The sequence below is a fragment of the Mycobacterium sp. NGS19 genome, assembly GCF_059813155.1.
On record NZ_JCALEB010000001.1, the window covers coordinates 660,689 to 677,854 of the forward strand.

19 protein-coding genes are annotated in these 17,166 nt (G+C 66.8%); 12 read left to right on the forward strand and 7 right to left on the reverse strand.

Translation table 11 applies throughout. The annotated features are described in order from the left end of the window. The first annotated feature begins 30 nt into the window (after positions 1-30). Entirely contained in the window at positions 31-1,194 is a 1,164-nt protein-coding gene (locus AC5Y4N_RS03410) for a steroid 3-ketoacyl-CoA thiolase (protein ID WP_499907104.1), read from the forward strand. Here AC5Y4N_RS03410 and AC5Y4N_RS03415 read toward each other — a convergent pair. Beyond that, on the reverse strand, positions 1,191-1,574 hold the full coding sequence (locus tag AC5Y4N_RS03415; RefSeq protein WP_499907106.1) for a DUF8021 domain-containing protein: 384 nt from the start codon (positions 1,572-1,574) through the stop codon (positions 1,191-1,193). The two genes, AC5Y4N_RS03410 and AC5Y4N_RS03415, sit on opposite strands and share 4 nt — an antisense overlap. Positions 1,575-1,597: 23 nt before the next feature. Between AC5Y4N_RS03415 and AC5Y4N_RS03420 the strand changes: the two genes are divergently transcribed. Continuing rightward, the gene (locus tag AC5Y4N_RS03420) at positions 1,598-2,056 is read left to right on the forward strand and encodes a nitroreductase family deazaflavin-dependent oxidoreductase (protein WP_499907108.1); all 459 of its coding nucleotides are present in this window, start codon (positions 1,598-1,600) and stop codon (positions 2,054-2,056) included. A 7-nt stretch (positions 2,057-2,063) separates the two neighbouring features. Here AC5Y4N_RS03420 and AC5Y4N_RS03425 read toward each other — a convergent pair whose 3' ends face one another. Both AC5Y4N_RS03425 and AC5Y4N_RS03430 read right to left on the reverse strand, forming a co-directional pair. Further along, positions 2,064-2,963, reverse strand: coding sequence for an SDR family oxidoreductase (locus tag AC5Y4N_RS03425; RefSeq protein WP_499907110.1), 900 nt, complete (start codon positions 2,961-2,963; stop codon positions 2,064-2,066). Positions 2,964-2,975: 12 nt separating this feature from the next. Then, on the reverse strand, positions 2,976-3,755 hold the full coding sequence (locus AC5Y4N_RS03430; protein WP_499907112.1) for an SDR family oxidoreductase: 780 nt from the start codon (positions 3,753-3,755) through the stop codon (positions 2,976-2,978). Positions 3,756-3,811: 56 nt separating this feature from the next. On the opposite strand from AC5Y4N_RS03430, the gene echA20 reads away from it, so the two are divergent. The 7 genes from echA20 to AC5Y4N_RS03465 all read left to right on the forward strand — a co-directional run bounded on the left by echA20 (position 3,812) and on the right by AC5Y4N_RS03465 (position 9,618). Further along, complete coding sequence (echA20, locus tag AC5Y4N_RS03435; RefSeq protein WP_499907114.1) at positions 3,812-4,570, forward strand: (7aS)-7a-methyl-1,5-dioxo-2,3,5,6,7,7a-hexahydro-1H-indene-carboxyl-CoA hydrolase; 759 nt, start codon at positions 3,812-3,814, stop codon at positions 4,568-4,570. Further along, on the forward strand, positions 4,567-5,448 hold the full coding sequence (gene ipdA, locus AC5Y4N_RS03440; RefSeq protein ID WP_499907117.1) for a cholesterol ring-cleaving hydrolase subunit IpdA: 882 nt from the start codon (positions 4,567-4,569) through the stop codon (positions 5,446-5,448). The genes echA20 and ipdA overlap by 4 nt, the downstream gene beginning before the upstream one ends. Beyond that, positions 5,445-6,194, forward strand: coding sequence for a cholesterol ring-cleaving hydrolase subunit IpdB (gene ipdB / locus AC5Y4N_RS03445; protein WP_499907119.1), 750 nt, complete (start codon positions 5,445-5,447; stop codon positions 6,192-6,194). Before ipdA ends, ipdB begins: the two co-directional genes overlap by 4 nt. Next, positions 6,191-7,252, forward strand: a complete 1,062-nt coding sequence (gene ipdC / locus AC5Y4N_RS03450) for a (3aS,4S,5R,7aS)-5-hydroxy-7a-methyl-1-oxo-octahydro-1H-indene-4-carboxyl-CoA dehydrogenase (RefSeq protein WP_499907121.1) — start codon at positions 6,191-6,193, stop codon at positions 7,250-7,252. The genes ipdB and ipdC overlap by 4 nt, the downstream gene beginning before the upstream one ends. A 103-nt stretch (positions 7,253-7,355) precedes the next feature. Beyond that, on the forward strand, positions 7,356-8,003 hold the full coding sequence (locus AC5Y4N_RS03455; protein ID WP_499907123.1) for a SatD family protein: 648 nt from the start codon (positions 7,356-7,358) through the stop codon (positions 8,001-8,003). Next, positions 8,000-8,731 carry a hypothetical protein gene (locus tag AC5Y4N_RS03460; RefSeq protein ID WP_499907125.1) on the forward strand — a complete coding sequence of 244 codons (732 nt, stop codon included), beginning with the start codon at positions 8,000-8,002 and terminating at the stop codon, positions 8,729-8,731. The genes AC5Y4N_RS03455 and AC5Y4N_RS03460 overlap by 4 nt, the downstream gene beginning before the upstream one ends. Before the next feature lie 107 nt (positions 8,732-8,838). After that, positions 8,839-9,618, forward strand: coding sequence for a cutinase family protein (locus tag AC5Y4N_RS03465; protein ID WP_499907127.1), 780 nt, complete (start codon positions 8,839-8,841; stop codon positions 9,616-9,618). A 99-nt stretch (positions 9,619-9,717) separates the two neighbouring features. Here AC5Y4N_RS03465 and fadA6 read toward each other — a convergent pair whose 3' ends face one another. The 4 genes from fadA6 to ipdE1 are packed head-to-tail and all read right to left on the reverse strand — an operon-like array spanning position 9,718 to position 13,438. Beyond that, a complete protein-coding gene (fadA6, locus tag AC5Y4N_RS03470; RefSeq protein ID WP_499907129.1) occupies positions 9,718-10,866 on the reverse strand; it encodes a steroid 3-ketoacyl-CoA thiolase FadA6 in 1,149 nt (382 codons plus the stop codon). Positions 10,867-10,877: 11 nt separating this feature from the next. Next, positions 10,878-11,474, reverse strand: a complete 597-nt coding sequence (gene kstR2 / locus AC5Y4N_RS03475; protein ID WP_499907131.1) for a TetR family transcriptional regulator KstR2 — start codon at positions 11,472-11,474, stop codon at positions 10,878-10,880. Continuing rightward, on the reverse strand, positions 11,471-12,259 hold the full coding sequence (ipdF, locus tag AC5Y4N_RS03480) for a (5R,7aS)-5-hydroxy-7a-methyl-1-oxo-2,3,5,6,7,7a-hexahydro-1H-indene-carboxyl-CoA reductase (RefSeq protein ID WP_499907133.1): 789 nt from the start codon (positions 12,257-12,259) through the stop codon (positions 11,471-11,473). The genes kstR2 and ipdF overlap by 4 nt, the downstream gene beginning before the upstream one ends. Further along, on the reverse strand, positions 12,260-13,438 hold the full coding sequence (gene ipdE1, locus AC5Y4N_RS03485; protein WP_499907135.1) for an acyl-CoA dehydrogenase IpdE1: 1,179 nt from the start codon (positions 13,436-13,438) through the stop codon (positions 12,260-12,262). A 45-nt stretch (positions 13,439-13,483) separates the two neighbouring features. Between ipdE1 and fadD3 the strand changes: the two genes are divergently transcribed. Genes fadD3 through AC5Y4N_RS03500 form a run of 3 tightly spaced genes read left to right on the forward strand, consistent with a single transcriptional unit; the run spans position 13,484 to position 17,135 of the window. After that, the gene (gene fadD3, locus AC5Y4N_RS03490; RefSeq protein ID WP_499907137.1) at positions 13,484-15,052 is read left to right on the forward strand and encodes a 3-((3aS,4S,7aS)-7a-methyl-1,5-dioxo-octahydro-1H-inden-4-yl)propanoate--CoA ligase FadD3; all 1,569 of its coding nucleotides are present in this window, start codon (positions 13,484-13,486) and stop codon (positions 15,050-15,052) included. Continuing rightward, entirely contained in the window at positions 15,052-16,185 is a 1,134-nt protein-coding gene (locus AC5Y4N_RS03495) for an acyl-CoA dehydrogenase family protein (RefSeq protein ID WP_499907139.1), read from the forward strand. The genes fadD3 and AC5Y4N_RS03495 overlap by 1 nt, the downstream gene beginning before the upstream one ends. Next, positions 16,182-17,135 (forward strand): acyl-CoA dehydrogenase family protein, encoded by a 954-nt coding sequence (locus AC5Y4N_RS03500; RefSeq protein WP_499907141.1) that lies wholly within the window; start codon positions 16,182-16,184, stop codon positions 17,133-17,135. The genes AC5Y4N_RS03495 and AC5Y4N_RS03500 overlap by 4 nt, the downstream gene beginning before the upstream one ends. Positions 17,136-17,166 lie beyond the last annotated feature (31 nt).

The window sequence follows — 17,166 nt, forward strand, 5'->3', positions numbered from 1 at the left end:
TTCTAATGAAACGTGTTCTAGCCTGGCGGAATGGGTAACCCTGTCATCGTCGAAGCCACCCGCAGCCCGATCGGAAAGCGAAATGGGTGGCTGTCTGGACTCCATGCCACCGAGCTGCTGGGCGCTGTGCAAAAGGCGCTCGTCGAGAAGGCCGGCATCGACGCGGGCGAGGTGGAGCAGGTCATCGGCGGCTGCGTCACGCAGTTCGCCGAGCAGTCGAACAACATCACTCGCGTGGGCTGGCTGACCGCCGGCCTGCCCGAGGAGGTGGGCGCCACCACCGTCGACTGTCAGTGCGGCAGCGGCCAGCAGGCCAACCACCTGATTGCCGGGCTGATCGCCGCCGGCGCCATCGACGTCGGCATCGCGTGCGGCATCGAGGCGATGAGCCGCGTCGGGCTTGGCGCCAATGCCGGCCCCGACCGTTCGCTGATCCGCGCGGCGTCGTGGGACATCGACATGCCCAACCAGTTCGAGGCGGCGGAGCGGATTGCCAAGCGGCGCGGCATTACTCGCGAAGACGTCGACGAGTTCGGATTCGAGTCGCAGCGCAAAGCCAAGCAGGCGTGGTCCGAGGGCCGGTTCGACCGGGAGATCAGCCCGATCGAGGCGCCGGTGCTCGACGAGAACAAGCAGCCGACGACCGAGCGGCACCTGGTGAGCCGTGACCAGGGTCTGCGCGACACCACCCTGGAGGGCCTTGCGTCGTTGAATCCCGTGTTAGAGGGCGGTATTCACACGGCCGGCACGTCGTCGCAGATCTCCGACGGCGCGGCCGCAGTGCTGTGGATGGACGAAGACAAGGCCCGGGCGCTCGGTTTCACGCCGCGTGCCCGCATCGTTTCGCAGGCTCTGGTCGGCGCAGAGCCCTACTACCACCTCGACGGTCCGGTGCAGTCGACGGCCAAGGTGCTGGAGAAGGCCGGCATGAAAATCGGCGACATCGACATCGTCGAGATCAACGAGGCGTTCGCATCGGTGGTGCTGTCGTGGGCGCGGGTGCACAACCCGGACATGACCCGGGTGAACGTCAACGGCGGCGCAATCGCGTTGGGCCATCCGGTGGGATCGACGGGCAGCCGCTTGATCACCACCGCGCTGCACGAGCTCGAGCGCTCGGACAAGTCGACCGCGCTGATCACGATGTGCGCCGGTGGTGCGCTGTCCACCGGCACGATCATCGAGCGGATCTAACGCCTAGCTTCGAGAGCCGGCATCACTCTCGCGCGGATGTGGTGGATCTTGCCGTCGGAAGACGGGATCACAAACGTCTCGTCGACGTGGGCGACTACCCGGCGGCCGGCGACAGCCGCTTTGGTGACGATCGTGAACGTCGCGTGCACCTCGTCGCCGCGCACGGTGAAGTCACGATCGGTGGCGGCTGCGATGACGCGGTACTGCAGTCCGCGAGTCAGGCTGCGGCGCAGGTGTTTTCCCGAAAACCCCGTCTTGAGACCGTTCTCGACGCGGGTGCAGTTGTCGGCGAACGGGACGGCCGTGGCGTCGTGGCTCACCAGCGCGTCGAGGTACGTCTGCGCGGCGGCGATGCGATCGGTGTCGGAAACGGCGACCATCGCCTCAGCATAGGATGACGCCTATGCCGAAATCAGCGCCACGCAACCTGAACCACCCGGTCACCGACTTCGTCATCAAGTGGATGTCCCGTGGAAACGCGGCTGTCTACAAGCTCAGCAGAGGCAAGCTCGGCGGCACGTTCAAGAAGGCCCCGGTTGCGTTGCTCACCACCATCGGCCGCAAGTCCGGACAACCGAGGGTCAGCCCGCTGCTGTACCTGCGCGACGGCGACCGCGTCATCGTCGTCGCGTCGCGCGGCGGCTCCGACCGCCATCCACTCTGGTACCTGAACCTCAAGGCAAATCCGAAGGTGACGGTTCAGATCAAAGACGAGGTGCTGCACATGACGGCCCGCGACGCCACCGACGAAGAGCGAGAGACGTTGTGGCCCAAGCTCGTCGAGATGTATCCGGACTTCGAGGATTACCAGTCCTGGACCGATCGGCGCATTCCGATCGTCGTGTGTGAACCCGCGCGCTGAGGCTGTGTCAGGCCCCGTACACCGGCACGGGTGGCCTGGCCTTGGCCAGCAGGTCGGCGACGACGGGTCCGAGTTCCGACGGTTCCCAGCGAGCGCCCTTGTCCACCTGTGGCCCGTGTGCCCAGCCTTCGGCCACCCGGATCAATCCACCCTCGACCTCGAAGACTTTGCCTGTCACGTCGCGTGATTCGGCACTGCCGAGCCATACCACAAGCGGCGAAACGTTTTCCGGTGCCATCGCGTCGAAGCCGTCGTCGGGCCTGGCCATGGTTTCGGCGAACACCTTCTCGGTCATGCGCGTGCGCGCGGCGGGGGCGATCGCGTTGACGGTGACACCGTAGCGGCCCATCTCGGCTGCGGCGACCAGTGTGAGTGCGGCGATGCCGGCCTTGGCGGCCGAGTAATTGCCTTGCCCGACGCTGCCCTGCAAGCCGGCACCCGAGCTGGTGTTGATCACCCGCGCGTCCACGGTCTCTCCGGCTTTTGACTTCGCGCGCCAGTACTCGGCGGCATGGCGCAGCGGCGCGAAGTGGCCCTTGAGGTGCACGCGGATCACCGCGTCCCACTCTTCTTCACTGGTATTGGCCAGCATGCGGTCCCGAATGAATCCCGCGTTGTTCACCAGCACGTCGAGGCCGCCGAACTCCGAGATCGCGGTGCGGATCAGATTCTGGGCGCCGGACCAGTCGGCGACGTCGTCACTGTTCGCGATGGCTTCTCCGCCCGCGGCGGTGATCTCGTCGACCACTTCCTGGGCGGGACTGGTTCCCGCAGAGCCGTCGAGCGCTACGCCGATGTCGTTGACTACCACCCGGGCGCCCTCCGCGGCGAACGCCAGCGCATGGGCCCGCCCGATTCCTCGTCCGGCGCCCGTCACCACGACTACGCGCCCGTCGACCAATCCCATTCACTCACTCCCTTACTTGATCGCACTGGTGGCGGCCAGATACGGCGGTGGTTCACCACCGCCGTGCACCGCCATCGTCGTACCACTGATGTAAGACGCTGCATCCGACGCCAAAAACGCTGCTGCCCAGCCAATCTCGGTGGGCTTGGCCAGCCGGCCGAGCGGCACCGTGGTCGACACCGCGGCCTGCGATTCCGCGTCGCCGTAGAACAGCTCGACCTGCTCGGTTTCCACCATGCCCACCGCAAGCGCGTTGACGCGCACCTTCGGGGCCCACTCCACGGCCAAAGTGGCGGTCAGGCTTTCCACACCCGCCTTGGCCGCGCCGTAGGCCGCAGTGCCCGGCGATGGCCGACGCCCGCTCACGCTCGACACCGACACGATTGCGCCGCCAGTCTCCTGGTCCTGCATCACGGCGTTGGCACGTTGCGAAACGTGAAGCATGCCAAGCAGATTCAGCGCAATGATCTTCTCGTGGAATTTCGGTGACGCGTCGGCGGCCAGCGCGTAGGGCGATCCGCCGGCGTTGTTCACCACGATGTCGAGGCGCCCGTGCCGGTCGACGATCGTGTCGACGAGCCGGCCGACAGAATCGGGGTCACGCACGTCGCACTCGAGGAATTCATACGGCGACCCTTCGACGGGGCGGCGCGCACAGGTCACGACAGTTGCGCCCTGATCGGCGAAGACGGCGCTGATGCCGGCGCCCACACCGCGGACACCACCTGTCACGAGGACGATCCGACCGGCGAGCCCGAAATCGAGGGGAACCGCTGGGCCGGGATCAGTCACTGTGCTAGCTTACCAAGCAAGTGCTTGCTTAGGTAGCGACCCCAGGAAGAGTCCTCATGACCATCACGTCCGCCACCGTCGAGCCGGGCATCGTCGCCGTCACCGTCGACTATCCGCCCGTCAACGCGATCCCTTCCCGCGGCTGGTTCGACCTGGCCGATGCGCTCACCGGGGCGGGGGAAAACTTCGAGACCCACGTCGTGATCCTGCGCGCCGAAGGCCGCGGCTTCAACGCCGGTGTCGACATCAAAGAGATGCAGAACACCGAGGGCTTCACGGCCTTGATCGACGCCAACCGCGGCTGCTTTGCGGCGTTTCGGGCGGTGTACGAATGCGCGGTACCGGTGATCGCGGCGGTCAACGGATTCTGCGTCGGCGGCGGAATCGGCCTCGTCGGCAACGCCGACGTGATCGTCGCCTCCGATGACGCGACGTTCGGGCTGCCTGAGGTGGAACGTGGCGCGCTCGGCGCAGCGACACACCTGTCGCGGCTGGTGCCGCAGCACATGATGCGACGGTTGTTTTACACCGCCGCCACGGTCGACGCCGCGACACTGCACCACTTCGGATCCGTGCACGAGGTGGTGCCCCGCGAGCAGCTCGACGAGGCGGCACTGAAGGTGGCACGCGACATCGCCGCCAAAGACACCCGCGTGATCCGGGCGGCCAAGGAAGCACTGAATTTCATTGACGTGCAACGGGTCAACTCCAGCTACCGGATGGAGCAGGGCTTCACATTCGAACTGAACCTCGCCGGCGTCTCCGACGAGCACCGCGACGCGTTCGCGGGGACGGCGAAGGGCAAGAAGGCGTGACGGACAAGCTCACCACCCTCGACGACGCCGTTGCGCAGGTGCGCAGCGGCATGACGATCGGGATCGGCGGCTGGGGCTCGCGACGCAAGCCAATGGCCTTCGTCCGCGCTCTGTTGCGGACGGACGTCGAGGATTTGACCGTCGTCACCTACGGCGGGCCGGACATCGGACTGCTGTGCTCGGCCGGGAAGGTACGGCGGGTGTACTACGGCTTCGTGTCGTTGGACTCGCCGCCGTTCTACGACCCGTGGTTCGCGGCGGCGCGCACCAGCGGAGCGATCGAAGCACGGGAAATGGACGAAGGCATGCTGCGCTGCGGATTACAGGCGGCCGCACAGCGATTGCCGTTTCTGCCGATTCGCGCGGGCCTGGGCAGTTCGGTGCCCGACTTCTGGGAAGACGAGCTCAAGACCGTCACGTCCCCGTACCCGTTGGCGGACGGGTCGTTCGAGACGTTGATCGCGATGCCGGCGTTGCGGTTGGATGCGGCGTTCGTCCACCTGAACCTCGGCGACGCGCGCGGAAACGCCGCATACACCGGCGTCGACCCCTACTTCGACGACCTGTTCCTGATGGCCGCCGATCGGCGCTACCTGTCTGTGGAAAGGGTGGTGTCCACCGAGGAACTGGTGAAGGCCGTTCCGCGGCAGGCGCTGATCGTCAATCGGATGATGGTCGACGCGGTGGTGGAGGCGCCCGGTGGCGCCCACTTCACCACCGGCGCAGCCGATTACGGTCGCGACGAGAAGTTCCAGCGGCACTACGCCGAGGCCGCGAAGTCGCCCGAATCGTGGGACGCCTTCGTGCGGACCTATTTGTCGGGCGGCGAGGACGACTACCAGGCCGCGGTGCGGCGATTCGCAACGGAGGCATCATGATTCACGTGAGCCGTGCCGAAGTATGCGTGACGGCCTGCGCGGATTTGTTTCGCGGCGTCGGGGAGATCATGGTGAGCCCGATGACCACCGTGGTTTCCGTCGGGGCTCGTCTTGCTCGCCTGACATTCTCTCCCGACATCCTGCTGACCGACGGCGAGGCGCTACTGCTCGACGACACTCCGGCACTGGGCGCGTCGGGCGCTGTCGAGGGGTGGATGCCGTTCGGCCGGGTCTTCGAGACGCTGGCATGGGGCCGACGCTATGTGGTGATGGGCGCCAACCAGATTGACCGGTACGGCAATCAGAACCTGTCGGCGTTCGGGCCGTTGCAGCATCCGACCCGGCAGATGTTCGGCGTGCGAGGCGCGCCGGGCAACACGATCAACCACGCGACGAGCTACTGGGTGGGAAACCACTCCCCGCGCGTCTTCTGCGACGCCGTCGACGTCGTCTGCGGAATCGGCTACGACAAGGTGGACCGCGACAATCCGGCGTTCCGGTTCATGGACGTGCGTCGGGTGGTGACCAACCTGGGGGTCTTCGACTTCGGCGGCCCCGATCACACGATGCGCGCGGTGTCGCTGCACCCGGGTGTCGAGCCGGACGACGTGCGGCAGGCAACCTCGTTCGACGTACACGGCTTGGACTCGGTTGACGTGACGCGGCTTCCCACCACTGAAGAGCTGGACCTGATCCAAAACGTCATCGACCCGAAGTCTCTGCGGGACAAGGAAGTACGGGTATGAGAATCCGTACCCCGCTCACTGAGCTGGTCGGCATCGCGCATCCCGTGGTGCAGACCGGCATGGGATGGGTGGCGGGCGCACGACTGGTGTCTGCGACCGCGAAAGCCGGCGGACTGGGCATTCTGGCTTCGGCAACGATGACGCTGGACGAATTGGCCTCGGCGATCAGAAAAGTGAAGTCGGCGACAGACCGCCCGTTCGGTGTCAACATCCGGGCCGATGCGTCCGACGCCGATGACCGTGTGGAGTTGATGATCCGCGAAGGCGTGAAAGTGGCCTCCTTCGCGCTGGCGCCCCGCCAGGAGCTCATTGCGCGGCTGAAAGAGACAGGTGCAGTGGTGATTCCGTCGGTCGGCGCGGCCAAGCATGCCCGCAAGGTGGCCTCCTGGGGTGCCGACGCGGTGATCGTGCAAGGCGGCGAGGGCGGCGGGCACACCGGGCCGGTGGCCACTACGCTTCTGCTGCCGTCGGTGCTTGACGCTGTCGACATTCCCGTTGTCGCGGCGGGCGGTTTCTTCGACGGACGCGGTTTGGCGGCGGCACTGTCGTACGGCGCCGCGGGCGTGGCAATGGGCACCCGATTCCTGCTGACGTCGGATTCGACGGTGCCCGATGCCGTCAAGCAGCGCTACCTGCAGGCCGGCTTGGACGGCACGGTGGTGTCCACGCGCGTCGACGGGATGCCGCACCGGGTGCTGCGCACGCCGTTGGTGGATCGGCTTGAAACCGGTTCGCGCGTAAGGGGTTTCGCTGCGGCAGTGCGAAATGCCGCCAAATTCAAGAAGATGTCGGGCATGACGTGGCGCACGATGGTGCGTGACGGGCTGGCGATGCGGCACGGCAAAGACCTGACGTGGTCTCAAGTGTTGATGGCCGCCAATACGCCGATGCTCTTGCGGGCCGGGCTGGTCGAGGGCAACACCGAGGCGGGAGTACTGGCATCGGGCCAGGTGGCCGGAATCCTCGACGACCTGCCGTCATGTGCCGAGCTGATCGAGTCGATCGTCGCGGATGCGGTGAAACATCTGCAAGCCGCTGCCGCGCTGATCGAGGAGTAGCTTGGCCGAACGACCACACACCACGCGGGTCGTGGTGCTGACCACGTGATCGTGCGGTTAAGCAAATAGCTGAAGTCACGTGGAATGAAGGTATAGTCTTCATATGGCACGGATGAAGGCTACAGCTTCAGCGCAGCCGTGTGCTGCGCTGCTCGGCGACGTGGTCGGATCGCGACAGGCTACGGACCGCGCCGAGCTGCACCTCCGGCTATCCGCCGCGCTGCGCGCCGTTGCCGCGGGCGCGATCGATGCGCCGGCCTTCACGGTCGGCGACGAATTTCAGGGAAGCTATCCGTCCGTCGGCGCAGCGATCGACGCCGCACTGCGCGTGCGGCTGGCCGTCGCACCCTCGATCGATGTGCGATTCGGGATCGGATGGGGCGATGTGCGGGTGCTCGACGAGCGGGCGCGGATTCAGGACGGCCCGGGCTGGTGGGCGGCACGCGACGCGATCGAGCAGACGGCTGCAGCCCAGCGGCAACCCGGCCTCGCGCTGGTGCGCACGACGTTTCGCGCCCCTGACCGCGATGACGTGGATGCGGTCAACGCTGCACTGATGTGTCGGGACCATCTGCTTGGATCACTCGACGACCGATCGCTGCGAATTCTCAGGGCGCTGATGGACAACCAAGCGAAGAAGGACATCGCCGCCGCGGAGGGCATCAGCCCGTCCGCGGTGTCACAGCGCGCCGGGCGCGACGGGCTCGACCTGATCGTGGCAGCGTCACAGCATCTGCGGAGCATCCCGTGAGCGCGTTGGCGGTGATGCTCATCGCGATCGGGATCGCGGATGCGCTGAGGGGCTTTCAGCGGGTGGCGGTTGTGGCCGGGCCGTTGGTGGTGGTGGCGGTCGCGGCGCTATCGGCGCTGTGGCACGTCGGCGATGTCGTGCTGCTGCTCATTGCGGCGGTGGCGGCGGTGGTGTGGCAGGTGCTGTGTCGGCGGGCTGAGCGCAGCGGCACGCACGTGCTCGCGCCGCTGCTGGCATTTTTCGGGTCGGGCTTGCTTCTGATCGCGTTGTCGGGCTGGGCGTCTCCGGTGCGCGGGGTGGTGGCGCGCTGGGCGCACTGGACTGATCTTCCCCTCGGTGACATTTCGCCGACCCAGCTGCTGATGACCGTCGGTGTGGTCCTGTTGCAGCTTGTCACCGGCAACCAGTTGGTGCGGCTGGTCCTGGGTTCTGTTGGCGCCGTGCGACCGGCCGGTGTCCCGCAGCCGTCAGATCGACTCAAAGGTGGGCGGCTCCTCGGGCCGATGGAGCGGCTGCTGATCCTGGGGCTGGGCGTGAGCGGTCAGCTGGCGGCGGCCTCGGCGGTGGTGGCCGCCAAGAGCATCATCCGGTTCCCGGAGATCAATGCGCAGAAGGCCCGCGAGAACGGCACGATCGGCATCGACGACGTCACCGAGTACTTTCTGGTCGGCAGCTTCGCCAGCTGGAGCGTCGCGCTTGGCGGCGTGTGTCTGGTTCTGGCGCAATGACTTTCGCCACTTCTCATGCGCCCGGCCCTCGAGCGGCGACCGCAGTTCACCCAGCGTTTATTTGCCGTTGACCTTTGCGGTCGCGGCCGTCAACACCGTGTGTCAGCATGTCCGCCGTGGGCACAGGCCATCTCATCTTCTTCGGGGGTGCCACCGCGATCGCAGCGGCACTGAGCCCGATCGGACCGGCGGCGTCCCCTCAACCGTGCCCGGATGTCGAGGTCGTATTCGCGCGGGGCACCACCGAGCAACCTGGTGTCGGCTACACCGGTCAGGCCTTCGTCGACGCACTGCAAGCCCGCGTCGGCCCGAAATCCATCAGGGTGTATCCGGTCGACTACCCGGCCACCACCGACTTTCCCACCGCGGTGGACGGAATCACCGATGCACGAACCCATATCACGTCGATGGCGGCGAACTGCCCCGCGACGAAACTGGTGCTGGGCGGTTTCTCCCAAGGAGCGGCTGTGATGGGTTTCGTCACCGCCGCCGTCATCCCGGACGGCGCACCCGAGGGAGTGCCCAACCCGATGCCGGCCGACGTTGCCGACCACATCGCCGCAGTGGCCCTGTTCGGCAAGCCGAACAACCGGTTCATGCGGGCGATCAACCAGCCGCCGATCACGATCGGGCCGCTGTATGCGGACAAGACCATTGACCTGTGTGTCGATGACGACCCGATCTGCTCTGCCGGCAGCAACTTCAATGCGCACATGCACTACGAGGAAGCCGGGATGGTCGACCAGGCAGCGACTTTCGCGGCTGGCCACCTCACCGCCTCGACGCCAGCGCCCAGCGCACCACCGGCTCGTCCCGCCAACTCGCCGCCGCCGTCCGGGACGTTGTTGTTGTGCTCGATGACGTGCCGTGTGATCGGACCGGAATGACATCAGCGTGCGTAGCCTTCGCCGCGAGGGTGCGCCAATGTACGGATTCGGCCGGCGTGTCGGCGTTCAGACACGCACGCTCGCGGTGCTGCGGGGGCGCTACAGCCGCTCGATGATCGTGACGTTGGCGGTGCCGCCGCCCTCGCACATGGTCTGCAAACCGTAGCGTCCGCCGACACGTTCGAGCTCGTTGAGCATCGTCGCGAACAGCTTCGCGCCAGTGGCACCCAGCGGATGGCCCAGGGCGATCGCGCCGCCGTTGGGGTTCACCCGCTCCGGATCGGCCTTGATCTCTTTCAACCAGGCCATCACCACCGGCGCAAACGCCTCGTTGATCTCGACCACGTCGATGTCGTCGATCGACAGCCCCGTCTTCTCTAGGGCGTACCGGGTGGCCGGGATAGGGCCGGTGAGCATGAACACCGGGTCGGCGCCGCGCGCGCTGATGTGATGAATGCGGGCACGGGGCTTGAGCTTGTGATCGGCGACCGCCTGCTCGGATGCCAGCAGCACCGCACTAGCCCCGTCGGAGATCTGGCTGGCCACTGCCGCCGTCAACCGGCCGCCCTCGGAAAGCGTTGGCAGCGCGGCCATTTTCTCTAGCGAGGTCTCGCGCGGCCCCTCGTCGACGCTGAACCCGTTGACCGGGATGATCTCGTTGTCGAAACGCCCCGCGCGGATCGCGGCCAGCGCACGCTGGTGGCTGGTCAGCGCATACTGCTCCATTTCCTCGCGGGACAGGTTCCACTTCTCGGCGATCAGCTCTGCACCGCGGAACTGCGAGATCTCCTCGTCGCCGTAGCGATGCCGCCAATTCTCCGACTCCCCCGTCGGCGAGGTGAACCCGAACTCTTTACCGACCACCATCGCCGAGGCGATCGGGATCTGGCTCATGTTCTGCATGCCGCCGGCAAGGATGACGTCTGCTGTGCCGGACATGATCGCTTGCGCGCCAAATGAAATCGCTTGCTGGCTGGAACCGCACTGCCGGTCGACGGTGACACCGGGCACCTCTTCGGGGTACCCGGCGGCCAGCCACGCGTTGCGGCCGATGTTGCCGGCCTGCCCGCCGATCGCGTCCACGCAGCCGACGATCACGTCGTCGACAGCCGCCGGGTCGATGTCGACCCGATCGAAGATTCCGCGAAATGCGTGCACGCCCAAGTCGATGGGATGCACTTTGGCCAGCGCGCCGTTGCGCTTGCCGACGGCGGTGCGCACGGCATCGACGATGTATGCCTCGGGCATGTTGAGACTCCTCACCCTGACTGCTCGGCTTCGATTCCGCCGAGGACGATCGAAAGATACTGGCGGCCAACCTGTTCGGCCGTCAGAGGTCCGCCGGGCTGATACCAGCGCACCGAGACCCACGTGGTGTCCCGGATGAACCGGTACACCAAATCGACGTCGAGGTCGGGCCGGAAGTAGCCCTCCTTGATGCCCTGCTGGAGCACGTCGACCCACATCTGCCGCTGCTGTCGGTTCAACTCCTCCAGGTAGGAAAACCGCGGCTGCCCCAGCAGTCGCTTGGCCTCGTCCTGGTAGATCACCACCTGGGCGTGGCGATTCTCGATCGCGTCGAACGACGCCATGAACAGGCCCTTGAGCCGTTCCAGCGGATTAGGCTCGGTGTCGATGATGTGCTGGTACCGCGCGAACAGCCAGTCGAGGAAGTCGCGCAGCACCTCGTCGACCATTTCCTCTTTCGACGCGAAGTGGTGATACAGGCTGCCCGAGAGGATGCCGGCGCGGTCCGCGATGTCGCGCACCGTGGTGGCGCGCAACCCCCGCTCGGCGAACATGCTCGCCGCGAGCTCCAGGAGCTCGTCGCGTCTGCTGACCTGCTGCTCACTCATGGATGCTGGCTCGATACCGAAATCACTTCGCCGGTAAGGTAATTCGAGTAGTCGCTGGCCAGGAAGGCGATCGTGGCCGCCACCTCCCACGGCTCTGCGGCGCGGCCGTACGCCTCACCGGCGGAGAGCCTGTCCAGCAACTCGGGCGAGGTGACCTTGTCCAGGAACTTGTGCCGGGCGATGCTGGGCGCCACCGCGTTGATCCGCACCCCGAACTCCACCGCCTCGATCGCCGAGCAGCGGGTCAGCGCCATCACCCCGGCCTTCGCGGCCGCGTAGTGGGCCTGACCGTGCTGTGCACGCCAGCCGAGCACGCTGGCATTGTTGACGATCACACCGCCGTGCTTGGCCTCGCGGAAGTAGGCCAGCGCCGCACGGGTGGCACGGAACACCGAGTTCAGCGTCACGTCGAGCACGCGGTCCCACTGCTCGTCGGTCATGTCGACCACGGGTGTCTCACCGCCCAGCCCGGCGTTGTTCACCAGCACGTCGAGCCGACCCAGCCGCGCCGTCGTCGACGCGATCAGCGCGTCGACCTGGACGCTGGACGTCACATCGCACAGCACACTTTCCACTCGCCCCAGACCGAGCGCGATCAACTCGTCCCGGGTCTGTTCCAGCCGGCGCTCGTGGTAGTCCGACACCACCACGTCGGCGCCTTCCAGCAGGGCCCGACGGGCGGTAGCGGAGCCGATTCCGGTGCCCGCGGCGGCCGTCACGACGACGACCTTGCCGGCCAGAAGCCCGTGTCCGTCAATCTCTTTCGGGGCATGCGTCAACGTCATTCAGCCCTTCACCTCCCGGGGCAGCCCGAGCACCCGCTCGGCGATGATGTTGCGCTGGATCTCGTTCGACCCGCCGTAGATGGTGTCTGCGCGCGAGAACAGGAACAACCGCTGCCATTCGTCGAAGTCGCCGTCCGGCTTGACCATGCCTGCCTTGCCTTCGATGTCCATGGCGAGCTCACCGAGATCGCGATGCCAGTTGGCCCACAACAACTTCGACACATTGTCTTGGCCCTTGTAGATGTCGCCGGCCATCCGGCTCCCGGCTTTCTCGACGTCCATGGTCGCCAACGCGTAGGACCGCATCGCGCGCAACCCGGCCCACGCACGGGCCAGCCGCTCGCGAATCAGCGGGTCGTCGGCAGCGCCGTTGCGCTGCGCCAGCTCGGCGATCCCGGACAGCTCTCGGGCGTAGACGATCTGCTGGCCCAATGTCGAGACCCCGCGCTCGAACGTCAGCGTGCCCATCGCGATGCGCCAGCCGTCGCCAGGTTCGCCGACCACCAGGTTCGCGTCGGTGCGCGCGTCGTCGAAGAAGACCTCGTTGAACTCGGAGTCGCCGGTGAGCTGGTTGATCGGCCGGATGTCGACGCCGGGCTGGTCGAGCGGCACCAGTAGATAGGACAGGCCGGCGTGGCGCTTGGAGCCCTTTTCGGTACGCGCGACCACGAAGCACCACTGCGCCCACTGCGCCAGCGACGTCCAGATCTTCTGCCCGTTGATCACCCACTGGTCGCCGTCGAGCACCGCGGTGGTCGACACGTTGGCCAGGTCGCTGCCGGCGCCGGGCTCGGAGTAACCCTGACACCACAACTCGGTGACATCGAGGATTCTGGGCAGAAACCGCTGCTGCTGTTCGGAGGTTCCGAACTCGATCAGCGTCGGCCCCAGCAGTTCCTCGCCGAAGTGGTTGACCTTGGCGGGCGCGTTGGCCAGCGCGTACTCCTCGTAGAACGCGACCCGATGCGCCACCGACAGGCCGCGGCCACCGTGCTCCTTCGGCCACCCCAGGCAGGTGAGCCCGGCGGCAGCCAGTCGGCGGTTCCACTCGAGTCGTTCCTCGAACGCCTCATGCTCTCGGCCTGGACCGCCGAGCCCCTTGAGCTGGGCGAAGTCCCCGACGAGGTTGTCGGCCAGCCACGCGCGCACCTCGGCCCTGAACTCCTGGACCTCGTTCACCCCTGTAGGCTAACCTACCAAGCACTTGCTTTGTTAGGAGCGTCCATGACGTGGGCCTACGCCCGGAAGGCAGGGGACGATCCGCTCACCGTTCCGGCGGTGCTGGAGCGGATGGCACGACAGTTGCCCGATCACGAGGCGCTGGCCTCACCCGACCGCCGCTTCACGTTTCGACAGCTGCGCGACGAGGTGCGACGAGCCGCGGCGGCGATGATCGCGCTCGGCGTGCAGCCCGGTGACCGGATCGCCATCTGGTCGCCCAACACCTGGCATTGGGTGGTCGCGTGCCTGGCCGTCCACCACGCGGGTGCGGTGATGGTGCCGCTGAACACCCGCTACACCGCGAACGAGGCGGCCGATATCCTGGCCCGCACCAGCGCGCCGCTGCTCGTGGCAATGGGCCCATTTCTGGGCGCCGACCGGGTCGCCGGATTGCCGACGGACGCGCTGCCGTCGTTGCGCCACATCGTGCGCGTTCCGGTCGAAGGCCCAGTCTCAGATCACCTTCCGTGGGACGAGTTCGTCGCGCTCGGCACCGACCTCGACGCCGTCGACGCCCGGGCGGCGAAAGTGCGCGGCGACGACGTCAGCGACATCTTGTTCACGTCCGGCACCACCGGCCGGAGCAAGGGCGTGCTGTGCGCGCACCGGCAGTCGCTGTCGGCGTCGGCTGCGTGGGCGGCGTGCGGCAAGGTCACCAGCGACGACCGCTATTTGTGCATCAACCCGTTCTTCCACAACTTCGGTTACAAGGCCGGCATTCTGGCGTGTCTGCAGACAGGGGCCACGCTGATTCCGCAGCTGACGTTCGATCCGGTGCAGGCGATGCGGGCGGTGCAGGACCAGCGGGTCACGGTGCTGCCCGGGCCGCCGACGATCTATCAGACACTGCTGGACCATCCGGGCCGCGCGGACTTCGACCTGAGCTCTCTGAGGTTCGCGGTGACGGGCGCGGCCACGGTGCCGGTGGTCTTGATCGAGCGCATGCAGTCCGAACTCGACATCGACGTCGTGCTGACGGCGTACGGGCTCACGGAGGCAAGCGGATTCGGCACCATGTGCCGTCCGGAGGACGACGCCGTCACGGTCGCGACGACGTGTGGTCGCCCGATCGCCGACTTCGAGCTGCGCATCGACGCCCCCGACGAGACGACGCCGGGTGAGGTGCTGCTGCGCGGGCCGAACGTGATGCTCGGCTATCTCGACGACCCCGAGGCCACTGCGGCGGCGATCGACGCCGAGGGCTGGCTGCACACCGGGGACGTCGGAACCCTGGATGCGGCAGGGAATCTGCGGATCAGCGACCGGCTCAAGGACATGTACATCTGCGGCGGGTTCAATGTGTACCCGGCTGAAGTCGAGCAGACGTTGATGCGCCTGGACGGGGTCGCCGACGTGGCGGTGATCGGCGTGCCCGACGAACGCCTCGGCGAGGTGGGCAAAGCGTTCGTGGTGCGCCGGCCCGGTGCCGACCTTGTCGAACAGGACGTGATCGCGTTCAGCCGAAAGCAGTTGGCGAATTTCAAGACTCCGCGGTCGGTGGTGTTCTGTGACTCACTGCCGCGCAACCTGGGCGGCAAAGTGCTCAAGACACAACTGCGAGAGATGGCGTGATGGATCTGGATTTCGACGAAGCCACCGAAGACTTCCGCGCTGAAGTCCGCGACTTCCTGGCGGCCAACAAGGCGTCATTCCCGACGAAGTCGTACGACACAGCCGAGGGGTTCGAGCAGCACCGGCATTGGGACAAGGTGCTGTTCGATGCCGGGCTGTCGGTGGTCACATGGCCCCGAAAGTACGGCGGCCGCGACGCCAGCCTGCTGCAGTGGTTGGTGTTCGAGGAGGAGTACTTCCGCGCGGGTGCGCCGGGACGCGCCAGCGCGAACGGCACGTCCATGCTCGCGCCCACGTTGTTCGCGCATGGCACCGATGAGCAGCTCGACCGTGTGCTGCCGAAAATGGCCAGCGGCGAGGAGATCTGGGCTCAGGCGTGGTCCGAACCGGAGTCGGGCAGCGACCTCGCGTCGCTGCGGTCGACAGCCACCAAGACCGACGGCGGCTGGCTGTTGAACGGCCAGAAGATCTGGAGCTCACGAGCGGTGTTCGGCGACAAGGCCTTCGGGCTGTTTCGTTCGGACCCACAGGCCGAACGGCATCGAGGATTGACCTATTTCATGTTCTCGTTGCGGACCGAAGGCGTGACCGTGCGGCCGATCGCACAACTCAACGGCGACACCGGGTTCGGCGAGATATTCCTCGACGACGTGTTCGTGCCAGACGAGGATGTGATCGGCACACCGCACGACGGCTGGCGCGCGGCGATGAGCACGTCGAGCAACGAGCGCGGCATGTCACTGCGAAGCCCGGCCCGCTTCGTCGCTGCCACCGAACGGCTGGCTCAGCTGTGGAAAGCCCGTGGCGCCAACGAGTTCGGCGAGCGTGTTGCCGACGCGTGGATCAAGGCGCAGGCGTACCGACTGCACACGTTCGGCACCGTGACACGGCTGGCCGACGGCGGCGAGCTAGGTGCCGAATCCTCGGTGACCAAGGTGTTCTGGAGCGATCTCGACGTCGCGATCCACCAGACCGCGCTCGACATCCGAGGCGCCGACGGCGAGCTCGCCGATCCGTGGAACGAAGGTCTGTTGTTTGCGCTCGGCGGCCCGATCTACGCGGGCACCAACGAGATTCAGCGCAACATCATCGCCGAGCGATTGCTCGGCCTGCCGCGGGAGAAGACCAAGTGAGATTCGCTCTCGACGAACAACAGCGGGACTTCGCCACAAGCATCGACGCTGCCTTGGGCAGCGCGGACATGCCGTCGGCGGTGCGGGCGTGGGCGGTCGGCGACACCGCGCCCGGCCGGAAGGTGTGGGTCCGGCTCGCCGATCTCGGGGTCACCGCGCTGGCCGTGCCGGAGCGGTTCGGCGGTATCGAGGCACATCCGGTGAACCTCGTCGTCGCGCTCGAAAGGCTGGGCCGTTGGTGCGTGCCAGGGCCGGTCACGGAATCCGTTGCGGTGGCGCCGGTTCTGCTGGCCGACGACCACCGCGCCGAACAGCTGGCTGCCGGTGACCTGATCGCGACGGTCGCCTTGCCGCCGCTGGTACCGCGTGCCGTCGACGCCGGGGCGGCCGGTCTGACATTGCTGGCCGCGAACGGCGAGGTCAGCGATGCGTCACCGCAGCAATCGCACGATTCCGTCGACCCGAGCCGCCGGCTCTACGACGTGACGGCAACCGGTCAGCGTCGGCCGGCCGACGTCACCCGGGGGTTCGAGTTCGGTGCGCTGGCCACCGCCGCCCAGCTGGTCGGCGCCGGGCAGGCCATGCTGTCGATGGCGGTGGACTACGCCAAGCAGCGCAGCCAGTTCGGCCGGGTGATCGGCTCGTATCAGGCGATCAAACACAAGCTCGCCGACGTGCACATCGCGCTCGAGATGGCTCGGCCGCTGGTGTACGGCGCCGCACTGTCGGTGGCCGACGGCTCAGCCGAAGCCGGCCGCGACGTCAGCGCCGCGAAGGTCGCGGCCACAGATGCGGCAACGCTGGCGGCGCGCCACGCGCTGCAGACCCACGGCGCGATCGGCTTCACCGCGGAGCACGACCTGTCGCTGTGGTTGTTGAGGGTGCAGGCGCTGCGGTCGGCATGGGGCGACTCGGCATTCCATCGGCGGCGCGTTCTGGAGGCACTGTGACGAGCCGCTTGCGCGCAGAACGGATAGGACT

Coding starts and splice junctions, on each gene's coding strand:
- AC5Y4N_RS03410 (WP_499907104.1), top strand. CDS start 31: ATGGGTAACCCTGTCATCGTCGAAGCCACCCGCAGCCCGATCGGAAAG.
- AC5Y4N_RS03415 (WP_499907106.1), bottom strand. CDS start 1,574: ATGGTCGCCGTTTCCGACACCGATCGCATCGCCGCCGCGCAGACGTAC.
- AC5Y4N_RS03420 (WP_499907108.1), top strand. CDS start 1,598: ATGCCGAAATCAGCGCCACGCAACCTGAACCACCCGGTCACCGACTTC.
- AC5Y4N_RS03425 (WP_499907110.1), bottom strand. CDS start 2,963: ATGGGATTGGTCGACGGGCGCGTAGTCGTGGTGACGGGCGCCGGACGA.
- echA20 (WP_499907114.1), top strand. CDS start 3,812: ATGACCATCACGTCCGCCACCGTCGAGCCGGGCATCGTCGCCGTCACC.
- ipdB (WP_499907119.1), top strand. CDS start 5,445: ATGATTCACGTGAGCCGTGCCGAAGTATGCGTGACGGCCTGCGCGGAT.
- ipdC (WP_499907121.1), top strand. CDS start 6,191: ATGAGAATCCGTACCCCGCTCACTGAGCTGGTCGGCATCGCGCATCCC.
- AC5Y4N_RS03455 (WP_499907123.1), top strand. CDS start 7,356: ATGGCACGGATGAAGGCTACAGCTTCAGCGCAGCCGTGTGCTGCGCTG.
- AC5Y4N_RS03465 (WP_499907127.1), top strand. CDS start 8,839: ATGTCCGCCGTGGGCACAGGCCATCTCATCTTCTTCGGGGGTGCCACC.
- fadA6 (WP_499907129.1), bottom strand. CDS start 10,866: ATGCCCGAGGCATACATCGTCGATGCCGTGCGCACCGCCGTCGGCAAG.
- kstR2 (WP_499907131.1), bottom strand. CDS start 11,474: ATGAGTGAGCAGCAGGTCAGCAGACGCGACGAGCTCCTGGAGCTCGCG.
- ipdF (WP_499907133.1), bottom strand. CDS start 12,259: ATGACGTTGACGCATGCCCCGAAAGAGATTGACGGACACGGGCTTCTG.
- fadD3 (WP_499907137.1), top strand. CDS start 13,484: ATGACGTGGGCCTACGCCCGGAAGGCAGGGGACGATCCGCTCACCGTT.
- AC5Y4N_RS03495 (WP_499907139.1), top strand. CDS start 15,052: ATGGATCTGGATTTCGACGAAGCCACCGAAGACTTCCGCGCTGAAGTC.